Here is a 9,335-nt window from a genome sequence, read left to right on the forward strand (position 1 = left end):
CCGGTCTCTCCGGGCGTTACGCTCATCGGTACTGCTGGTTTTACTGGTCTTGCTTTGTCTTGCTTTTCTTTCTGCTCTTCGAGCCTACCAGATCCGTTTTCCCGCTCTCAACTCGCTTCCGAGTATTTGAGCAAGCCGCGCATCCGGCGTTCTCGATGCATCCACCGTAGCAGGTTTCCGCGGGGTTCCGAACCACTTCCCGCGATTGCCTAAACGCACGCGAAAACAAATTCGGGCAGCACAAAGAAGGGCGCACGAAAACCGTTTGTACGATTCCGTTCGATTACCTTCGATGTGATGGTCGCTGCGGGACCGGCCATCGCGCCACGGACGCGCACCGGCCTCAGGCGCATGCCGAAGCATGCTGCACTAGAAGGGGGTTCACGGAGGGCGCACCTGTCCGGATCTCCCGAACGAGCGACTTGGAAGACATTAGACGAGTCCGCGACACGAGTCAAGCCGGGCCCGCGAACTCGTCCTGAAGATCGCCGGCCCGGCTTGATCGTGTACGAAGTCCCGGGCGGGTCAGCCCACTTCGTCGCCCACGTTGGCGCCCACCTCGACCGCGCCGACGTTGCGCTTGCCGCGCCGCAGCAGAGCCCACCGGCCGTGCAGCAGGTCGGACGCGGTCAGCATCGCGTCCTCACTCGTCACCTTCACGTTGTTCACGTACGCACCGCCCTCCTTGATGGTGCGCCGTGCCGCCGACTTACTGGCCGCCAGTTCCGTCGCGACCAGCCCGTCGACCACACTCGGCAGCTCCGCGACCTGCGCGGACGGCAGTTCTGCGACCGCCGCCGCGACAGTCGCGGCGTCCAGTGCCTTGAGGTCCCCCTGGCCGAACAGGGCCTTGCTCGCCTCGACGGCCGCCGCGCACTGGTCGGCGCCGTGGACCATCGTGGTCAGTTCCTCGGCGAGCGCGCGCTGTGCGGCCCGCGCGGCCGGGCGTTCCGCGGCGGCCAGCTCCAGTTCCTCGATCTCCTCGTGCGACCGAAAGCTGAACGTCCGCAGGTAGCGGGACACGTCACGGTCGTCCGAGTTCAGCCAGAACTGGTAGAAGGCGTACGGCGTGGTCAGCTCGGGGTCGAGCCAGACCGCGCCGCCCTCGGTCTTCCCGAACTTCGTGCCGTCCGCTTTGGTCAGCAGGTTGGCGGTGAGCCCGTGCGCCGAGCCGTGCGGCTGGTTGGCGGTGACCCGGCGGATGAGGTCGAGGCCGGCCGTGATGTTGCCCCACTGGTCGCTGCCGCCGATCTGCATCGTGCAGCCGTGCCGACGGTAGAGCTCCAGGAAGTCGTTCGACTGAAGCAGCACGTAGCTGAACTCGGTGTAGGACATGCCCTCACCACCGAGACGCGACTTGACCGTGTCGCGCGCGAGCATCTGGTTGATGCTGAAGTGCTTGCCGATGTCGCGCAGAAGGTCGATGGCGCTGAGGTTGTGCGTCCAGTCGAAGTTGTTCGCCATGAGAGCGGTGGTCGGGGTCTCGCCCTCGAAATCGAGGAACGCGCTGAGCTGGCCGCGGATGCGGCCGGTCCACTCGCCCACCGTCGACGCCTCGTTGAGCTGCCGTTCCGCCGACGGCTTCGGGTCGCCGATGAGGCCGGTCGCCCCGCCGACCAGCGCGATCGGCCGGTTGCCGGCCTGCTGGAGGCGCCGCAGGGTCAGCACGATCGTCAGGTGCCCCACGTGCAGGCTCGCGGCGGTCGGGTCGAAGCCCGCATAGACCGTCACGGGACCCTCCGCGAACGCCTTGCGCAATGCGTCCTCGTCGGTGGTCTGGGCGATCAGCCCCCGCCACCTCAGGTCGTCCACGATGTCGGTCACGGCGGCTCGTCTCCTCTTCGTTCGTCGTCGTCCCGGGGCACGACACATGGTCGTACGCGGGCGTTGTGTGCTCGCACGTGTGTGGGGCGCCGCTACAGCGTGCCCGACGGGTCGGCCGACACGCGAACCGGATTCCGGCGTACCCGCGGTACATGGGCACGGTACGGGCTGACCGTCCGGTCCTCCGCCGCATAGAAGCGCCACGGATACCGCCCGCCGTCCCCACCGTCGCCCGCGACACCAGTGCGCGGACCGCTCCGGATCATCTCAGGGTCCACCGGCGTCCCGCGGAGCAGCCGGAACCCCGTCCCCGCCACGCACGCGTCGATGCCGTTGTGCTCGCGGCCTATGCCGAGCGCGACCGTGAGCCGCGCCGGGCCTTGCGCGAGTTCGGTGTCGCGCTTCGCGCCCGGCCGCCGCGTACGCGCGAGCCCGACGCCCTCGACGATCTCCCCGGCCCGCAGCAGCACCGCAGAAGCTTTGCCGTCGGGGCCGCACACGACGTTGACGCAGAAGTGCATGCCGTACGTGAAATAGACGTAGAGGTGTCCGGGCGGTCCGAACATGGCGCTGTTGCGCGGTGTGCGCCCCCGGTAGGCGTGCGACCCCGGGTCGTCGACCCCGTTGTACGCCTCCACCTCGGTGATCCGCAGCACGGTCCGTCCGTCGTGGGTCTCGTGCACCAGCAGCCGTCCCAGCAGGTCGGGCGCGACGTCCAGGACCGGCCGGTCGAAGAAGGATCGGGGCAGAGCACGACGGGGGGCGGGTGACATGGGCCAGACTCTACGGCGACGGGGAGTCATCACGATCACGTGTAGCCAGGGAGCATCCATGGTGTTCAAGAAGTTCATGGCGAGCATGGGGGCCGGCGGGGCGTCGGTGGAGACCGAGCTGTACCGCCCTGATGTGACGCCGGGAGGTGTCGCCGAGGGTGTCATCCGCATCCAGGGCGGCAAGGTCGACCAGACGATCGAGGGGCTGTACGTCGAGCTCCGCGCGGTCGTCGAGGTCGAGACCGAGGACGGCGAGTACAAGGTCAACCAGGACTTCGCCCGCCTCCAGGTCGGCGGCGGGTTCCAGCTCCGTGAGGGCGCCACCCACGACGTGCAGTTCCAGTTGCCCGTCCCGTGGGAGACGCCGGTGACGGTGTTCCGCGGCGTGCAACTGCGCGGCACCAGCATCGGGGTGCGGACCGAGCTGGAGATCGACCGGGCGATCGACAAGGGCGACCTGGACCCGGTCAACGTGCACCCGATCCCGGCGCAGGCGGCGATCCTCGACGCGTTCGGCAACCTGGGCTTCCACTTCAAGGGCGCGGACCTGGAGAAGGGGCACATCCGCAACACGCGGCAGCGGCTGCCCTTCTACCAGGAGATCGAGTTCACGCCGTCGGGGCAGTACTCGCGCATCAACGAGGTCGAACTGACCTTCATCTCCGACGAGCACGCGACCGAGGTGATCCTGGAGGTCGACAAGAAGGGCGGCCTGATCAGCGAGGGCAGCGACGCGTACCGGCACTTCACCATCGACCACGGCGCGGTCGAGGGCACGGACTGGGCGGCGTACCTGCACGGTTGGCTGAACGAGGTCGGCCAGCGCCGCGGCTGGTTCTAGGACGCCAGGCGCCAAGCGGCATGTGCATAAGCGTTGGCGGCGGTCGCGAAAAGGGCGCCGCCCGCATCGTGCGTCGAGACGCCCGCATGTCGCGAAGGAAGCACCCCGCGCCTCGCGCTATTGCACGCCGAACAACGTCCGCACATATTGCGCCCAGTCCGACTCGAACGCAGCACGTTCGAGTCCGGTCGCCTCTTCGAGGGCCTTGTCGACCGCCGACGGCGACGGGTCCGCGTACACGGCGGCGATGAAGCGGTAGACGGCTGCCGTGCCGCCGATGTGTTCGATGCGCAGTACGGCGAGGTGTGCGAGTTCGTACGACGCGGCGTTGCCCACCGGATCGGCCTGGTACAGGTCGGCGTCGGTGGGCAGCGCGCCGCCGAAGCGCCCGGAGAGGACGTACGCCCGCGCCTCTGTCAGTTCGGCGTGCAGGTCGTCGCGGTGGTCGCGGAGCGCGAGCCAGTCGGCGAAGCCCTCGACGACCCACACGGGCTGGTTCTGCCCGGCGAGTTCGGTGCGTAGAGGCGTTATGAGCGCGTGGGCCATCTCGTGGCGCAGCAGCGCGGCCGCGCGTTCGGGGTCGCCGGAGGTGAAGTAGCCGGAGTTGACGTCGACCACTATGCGGGCGCCGCCAAATTGCGGGTGCCCGGTGGCCGGGGAGGCGCCGCCGGTCGCCGATGTGCGCAGGGCGTAGGTGAGGCCCGATTCGTCACCGTGCTGGTCCGCGCGTCCCCCGTAGAGCTCGTAGAACGAGTGCCGGTCCGCCACCGGCACCAGGACGAACCCGGGGCTGGTCCCCTTGGGCCCCTTGTACGCCGCGAGGTCGGCGAGCGCGGCGGCCTCGGCGGCGTCGGCCAGCGGCTCGGCCCGGTCGGCGAGGCCCTGTTCGGCGAGCACGACCACGTGCGCGCGGCGGGCGACGGTGAGTTCGGAGCGGTCCCAGGGCGCGGGGTAGTCGCGCGCGTAGCGGTAGCCCGCACCTTCGTACGGTGTGCCCGTCACGCTCGTGATGCGCGGCGCCGCGCCCGGGGCCGGCCGCACGACCGTCCAGCGGTATCCCTCGCCGACGGTCGCGGTGTCGGCGTTGGCGATGCGGTGGTCGAAGGAGACGTCGACGTTCAGCGCGTCGGGCACGTCCGCGGGCCGTGTGGCGTCGACGCGGTACTCGGCCTCGGCGAACGGTATGGGCCGCAGGTTGCGGAACAGCCGCCGCTGTTCCTCGACGAGGCCGGGGGTCGCGGGGTCCAGTGCGGCGAGGAAGGCGTCCTCGTCGCCTTCGGCGAGCGCGCGGCTGCGGGCGGCGGCGAGCACTTCGAGTTCGGCGGCGGTCACGGGCCCGGCGGACGGCGGTGCGGGGGTTTGCGGTGCCGCGGTCGGCGCCTGGGCCGGGGCGGCGTCGTCCTTGCGGTCGCGGGAGGCGCCGTACGCGATGACCGCGCCGAGCACGAGAAGCAGCATCGCGAGCGTGATGGTGGCCCGGGTGGCACGGGAGGCGCGGCGGCGGCCGGGGGCGGCGGCGCGCCCGGTGCTCGTTCGTACCTGCGCCACGGGCGCCGCTCCCCTCGGGTGGTGGTCGTTGCCGGGTGTCTGCCGAGCGCCCGGCGGACGCCTGCCGGGTGTCGGCCACGTGTCCGCCGGGTGTTGTCCGCGCTGTCCTCACCTGGCAACGTCCGCCGGTGGCGGGAGGATACCCGCGCGAGCGCGCGGCGCCGACAGAAGATCGGCGCCGGGGCCGCCGTCCGACCGCGTAGGGTCGGCTCATACGTGCCGGGTGCGTGCGGCCGCGGGGTGCGCGTCGCCGCCGTGGTGCCCGGGGAATCATGGCCGGCCGCGGTCGGCCCGGAGCTGGAGGAGCCCGTCGTGTCGGATCCGAAGATGCCGCCGCTGCCGTACGAATTCCTGCCGGAGAAGCCGTGGTTCACGGTGACGAGCACGGACGTTTCGGACGGTGTGACGCTGCCGTCCGCACAGGTGAGCGGTGTGATGAGGGCCGGCGGCGAGGACAAGTCGCCGCAGCTCTCGTGGTCCGGGTTCCCGGCGGAGACGAAGAGCTTCGCGGTGACCTGCTTCGATCCGGACGCGCCGACCGGCAGCGGCTTCTGGCACTGGTCCGCGGTGAACATCCCGGCGTCGGTGACCGAGTTGGCGGCGGGTGCGGGCGCGCCGGACGGCAAGGGGCTGCCCGAGGGTGCCTTGCAGGTGCGCAACGACGCCGGCATGCCCGGGTACGTGGGCGCCGCGCCGCCCGAGGGCCACTACCCGCACCGCTACGCCTTTGTCGTGCACGCGGTCGGCGTCGAGAAGTTGGACGTGGACGAGAACGCGACGCCCGCGGTGGTCGGCTTCAACCTGTTCTTCCACACCCTCGCCCGCGCCATCGTGACGCCGGTCTACCAGCGCTGAGCGGCCCGAACCGCCTCTCCGAGGCGTCGTTCGCGGGAGTCCGCGCGCCGTCGAGGCTCCCGTGAACGCACGCCTGTATCCGGCCGTCGCGATACTGCACGGCCGGTAATTGCGTTGTCCCGGTGATCCCCGCACGGGCACAGTTGTCGCAGTCCGCCGAACCTCATCGGCGGGCTGGGCAATCTGGTCGATGGACCGGCGGGATCCGAGAAAGGCGCGCATGACCACCGTGGCAGCACCGCTCGACTGACGACGTCCCCGCCCCACCTTGTGGGTCGGCGGCGCGGTTCGCGGCCGGGTGTCCGCCCGGCCGTCGCACGTCGCCCCATCCGGGTCCGCGGCGGTCCCCACCCTGAAGGGAGGGCGGACGCATGCGGGACACGTTGGTGCTGAACGCGACGTACCAGCCGCTTGCGACGGTCTCGTTCCGTCGCGCGCTGGTGTTGGTGTTGCAGGAGAAGGCCGTCGTCGAGGACGTCGAGCCGGGCCGGGTCATCCGTGCGGCGGCGCTGGAGCTGCCGGTTCCCCGGGTCATCAGGTTGCTCCGCTACGTCCGCGTGCCGTTCCGACAACGGGTGGCGTGGTCGAAGCGGGGCGTGCTGCAACGGGACGGGCGCAAGTGCGCGTACTGCGGCGGGCGGGCGACCACGGTCGACCACGTGCGGCCGAAGTCGCGCGGCGGTGCCGACTCGTGGCTGAACACGGTGGCGGCCTGCGCGGCGGACAACCAGCGCAAGGCCGACCGGACGCCCGAGGAGGCGGGGATGCGGCTGCTCTTCCAGCCGTACGAGCCCTCCGGCACGCGCGCCCTGGTGCTGGCCTTCGGGGTGACCGCAGAGCAGCAGGCGTGGTTCGGCGAGGCGGCGGCCGTCGCCGTGTGAGGCGGTTCCGACCGCCTCGGCAGCCGCGCCGAGCCGTTTCCTGACCGCAGGTCAGGTGAGGCAACATCCCGATCGGGTGCGTTCCGCGCCTGATCGGGTCCGGGCCGGGTGGATGCGCACTCGGCGGGGTTTCCGGACGGATTCCGGGACCGACCGTCGTTCCCGGGCGCATCCCGGGTGGCGTGGTGTCCCGGACGGATCGTCCGCCGGACTCAGCCGAAGTTCTTGCGCGTCCACTCGGCCCAGCCCTTTTCGAACTGGGAGAGGCTCTTCCCGGTGGCCGTCTGGATCGCGGACTCCACGCCGCGCGAGGTGGTCCCCATGTAGACGTCCGCTATGAAGGCGCAGGCCTTGTCCGCGCCGTAGGTGTCGGCGAGGTAGCGGATCGCCAAGTGCGCCTGGTTGTAGGCGGCGTCGATGACGTCCTCGTTCGCCGACGCGAATTCGTCGTCGTCCGGGAGCGATCCGGTGAAGTCGCCGTCGGCGATCTGCGCGCCGACCCTGCGGGCCTCGTAGCTGTCCGCGATGGGCCGGTCGGCCTGCGCCACCCAGTCGGCGAACCCTTCGGCGGCCCACAGGGGTATCTCCTCGTAGTCGACGCGGGTCAGCGGGTCGAGCAGCGCGTGGACCATCTCGTGGCGCAGGATGATGCGGGCGAACTCGCGGTCCTGGTCCATCTCGTCTAGGTCGATGACGACGCGGCTTCCGCCGATGCTCCGGCTGTCGTCGGCCGCGCTCAGCGGCAGCGCGAACCCGGCCGCCCAGTCTCCGGGCGATTCGCGGCTGTAGAGCTTCTCGAACGTCTCGCGCTCGCGCGTCAGGGTGATGAAGAAGCCGGGGGACGCACCCGCCGGTCCGGTGCAGCGTGCGAGGTCGTACGCGGCGGCGCTCTCCGCCTCGTCGGCGCGCACCCGCAGGTCCGCGGCACTCGCGCTGGGGCCGAGGACGAGGACGTGGGGGCGGCGTTCGACGGCGAGTTCCCACACGTCCCAGGGCGCGGGGTAGCCGGCCGGGCCGGTGAAGCTGCTGTCGCGCGCGCCGGAGACGTTCGTCAGGGTGCACGGGTCGGCGGCGTTCGCGCAGCGCAGCGTCCATATGTAGCGCTCGACCACTGGGAGGACGTCGACGTTGGTGATCTTGTGGCGGAAGTCGACCTCGACGGTGGCGGTGACCGGCCATGTCCCTGAGGAACCGGACTCGCTGCGCGCGTCGTTCACGTCGTCGGCCGACCACTGGCTCTCGTCGAACGGAACCATCTTGAGGTTGGTGAACAGGCGGCGCTCGGTGTCGACAAGGGCCTTGTTGTTCTTGTCCACGGGGGTGAGGAAGGCGTCGACGCTGTTCGCCGCGAGCGCGGAGGTGCGGGCGGTGGTGAGGGTGCGCGCCCGGTTGAGGACAGTGGCCCGCTGGCCCGACGAGGCGCTCGGTCCCCTCAGGTCCGGGTCGGAGACGCTCGGCGGGCTGGGCGCCGCGGTGCCCTTCTTGCCGGGTTCGTCGGCGTCGTCGCTGCCCCCGGTGCCGTCGTCGGAGTCCTGGCCGTCATCGCCGGGGTTCTTGTCGCCGGGGGCCGCGGGGTCGCCGGACGGGGCGCCGACGCCCGGCGCGGTCGCGTTGCCCGCGTCGGCGGCCGCCCGGGCGTCGCCGGAGCGTTCCGGGACCTGGGTTATCGCCGCGACCAGGGTGATGACGGCGGCGAGCAGCGAGCACACCACGATGCCGGCGGTGTGCCGGTCGCGGCGCGGGTCGGCGACGGAGTTCGGCCACAGGCCCAGGGGGTCGCGGGGGCTGCGGTACGGGATGTACCCGGAGGCGTCCGAAGCCGCGGCGCCGTGCCGGTGGAACGGATCGAACGGGGCGGGCGCGGCGGGGGTGAACGGGTCGAACTCCGAGCGCTGCGCGGGGACTCCGGGGGCCGCCGCCGTGTGCGGGAGGGCCTGGCCGCCGCCCTGGCCGGAGTCGTACGGATTCTGCGCGGACCACTGCGGAGCCGCCGCCGCGGGCTCGACGAGAGTCCCGGATATCCGTTCCGGTGGCGCGGCGGCGCGGGCGTCGGCCGGACCGTCCCCTGGTCCCCCGCCCGCGGGCTCGTCGGCGCCGGGCCGAGGCGCGCTGTCTTCCATGGTCATCCCCGCACTCCGCTGTCGGTTTCACCCGTGCGGGTGCAGCGTGAGGATATCCGGGAGCGCGGCGGCCGGGGGACGGCGTCCCACCCGCGCTTTCGGACCCCACCCGTCGTCGAACCGGCCATTCGGTCGGTCCCCCCGCGCTTGTCCCGGCTCCCCACCGCGCCCCCTCACCCTGCCTTGCTTTTCACGTATTGCGCCCACTTGGCCTCGAACGCGGTGCGGTCGAGGCCGGTTGCCGCCTTGAGTGCGGTGTCGACCGCGGCGGTGCGCGGGTCGCGGTACACGGCGATCACGAACGCGTAGGCCTTGGCCGCCCCGTGCTTGTCCGCGATGTACCGGATCGCCAGCATGGAGAAGTGGTAGCCGGACGCGCTGGTCTTGGCGTCGGGCGAGTAGATCTCCGCGTCGGTGGGCAGCTTGCCGTCGAACTTCCCCGAGCGGACCAGGTCGCGGGCCGGCGGCACGTACCAGCGGTCGAGGGGGGGGG

The 9,335-nt window shown here is 71.2% G+C and carries 7 protein-coding genes and 1 pseudogene; 3 read left to right on the plus strand and 5 right to left on the minus strand.

Features of this window, described 5'->3' with window-relative positions; all coding sequences use genetic code 11:
- Positions 1-525: 525 nt before the first annotated feature.
- Both tyrS and ACRX5S_RS16320 read right to left on the minus strand, forming a co-directional pair.
- Positions 526-1,824 (minus strand): tyrosine--tRNA ligase, encoded by a 1,299-nt coding sequence (tyrS, locus tag ACRX5S_RS16315; protein ID WP_436773655.1) that lies wholly within the window; start codon positions 1,822-1,824, stop codon positions 526-528.
- Positions 1,825-1,916: 92 nt separating this feature from the next.
- Positions 1,917-2,597 (minus strand): DNA-3-methyladenine glycosylase, encoded by a 681-nt coding sequence (locus tag ACRX5S_RS16320; protein WP_436773656.1) that lies wholly within the window; start codon positions 2,595-2,597, stop codon positions 1,917-1,919.
- Between the two features lie 58 nt (positions 2,598-2,655).
- Between ACRX5S_RS16320 and ACRX5S_RS16325 the strand changes: the two genes are divergently transcribed.
- Positions 2,656-3,438, plus strand: coding sequence for a sporulation protein (locus tag ACRX5S_RS16325; protein WP_436773657.1), 783 nt, complete (start codon positions 2,656-2,658; stop codon positions 3,436-3,438).
- A 117-nt stretch (positions 3,439-3,555) separates the two neighbouring features.
- On the opposite strand, the gene ACRX5S_RS16330 is transcribed toward ACRX5S_RS16325, so the two are convergent.
- Positions 3,556-4,986, minus strand: a complete 1,431-nt coding sequence (locus ACRX5S_RS16330) for a hypothetical protein (protein ID WP_436773658.1) — start codon at positions 4,984-4,986, stop codon at positions 3,556-3,558.
- Between the two features lie 312 nt (positions 4,987-5,298).
- Between ACRX5S_RS16330 and ACRX5S_RS16335 the strand changes: the two genes are divergently transcribed.
- A complete protein-coding gene (locus ACRX5S_RS16335) occupies positions 5,299-5,841 on the plus strand; it encodes a YbhB/YbcL family Raf kinase inhibitor-like protein (RefSeq protein ID WP_436773659.1) in 543 nt (180 codons plus the stop codon).
- 371 nt (positions 5,842-6,212) lie between these two features.
- Positions 6,213-6,722 carry an HNH endonuclease gene (locus ACRX5S_RS16340; protein WP_436773660.1) on the plus strand — a complete coding sequence of 170 codons (510 nt, stop codon included), beginning with the start codon at positions 6,213-6,215 and terminating at the stop codon, positions 6,720-6,722.
- Positions 6,723-6,934: 212 nt separating this feature from the next.
- Here the strand turns inward: ACRX5S_RS16340 and ACRX5S_RS16345 are convergent, their stop codons facing one another.
- Both ACRX5S_RS16345 and ACRX5S_RS16350 read right to left on the minus strand, forming a co-directional pair.
- A complete protein-coding gene (locus ACRX5S_RS16345; protein ID WP_436773661.1) occupies positions 6,935-8,848 on the minus strand; it encodes a peptidase MA family metallohydrolase in 1,914 nt (637 codons plus the stop codon).
- 167 nt (positions 8,849-9,015) lie between these two features.
- Positions 9,016-9,335: pseudogene (locus ACRX5S_RS16350) on the minus strand (hypothetical protein); the annotation flags it as partial.

This window comes from Yinghuangia sp. YIM S09857 (assembly GCF_051388915.1).
In the GTDB taxonomy this organism is placed as follows: domain Bacteria; phylum Actinomycetota; class Actinomycetes; order Streptomycetales; family Streptomycetaceae; genus Yinghuangia.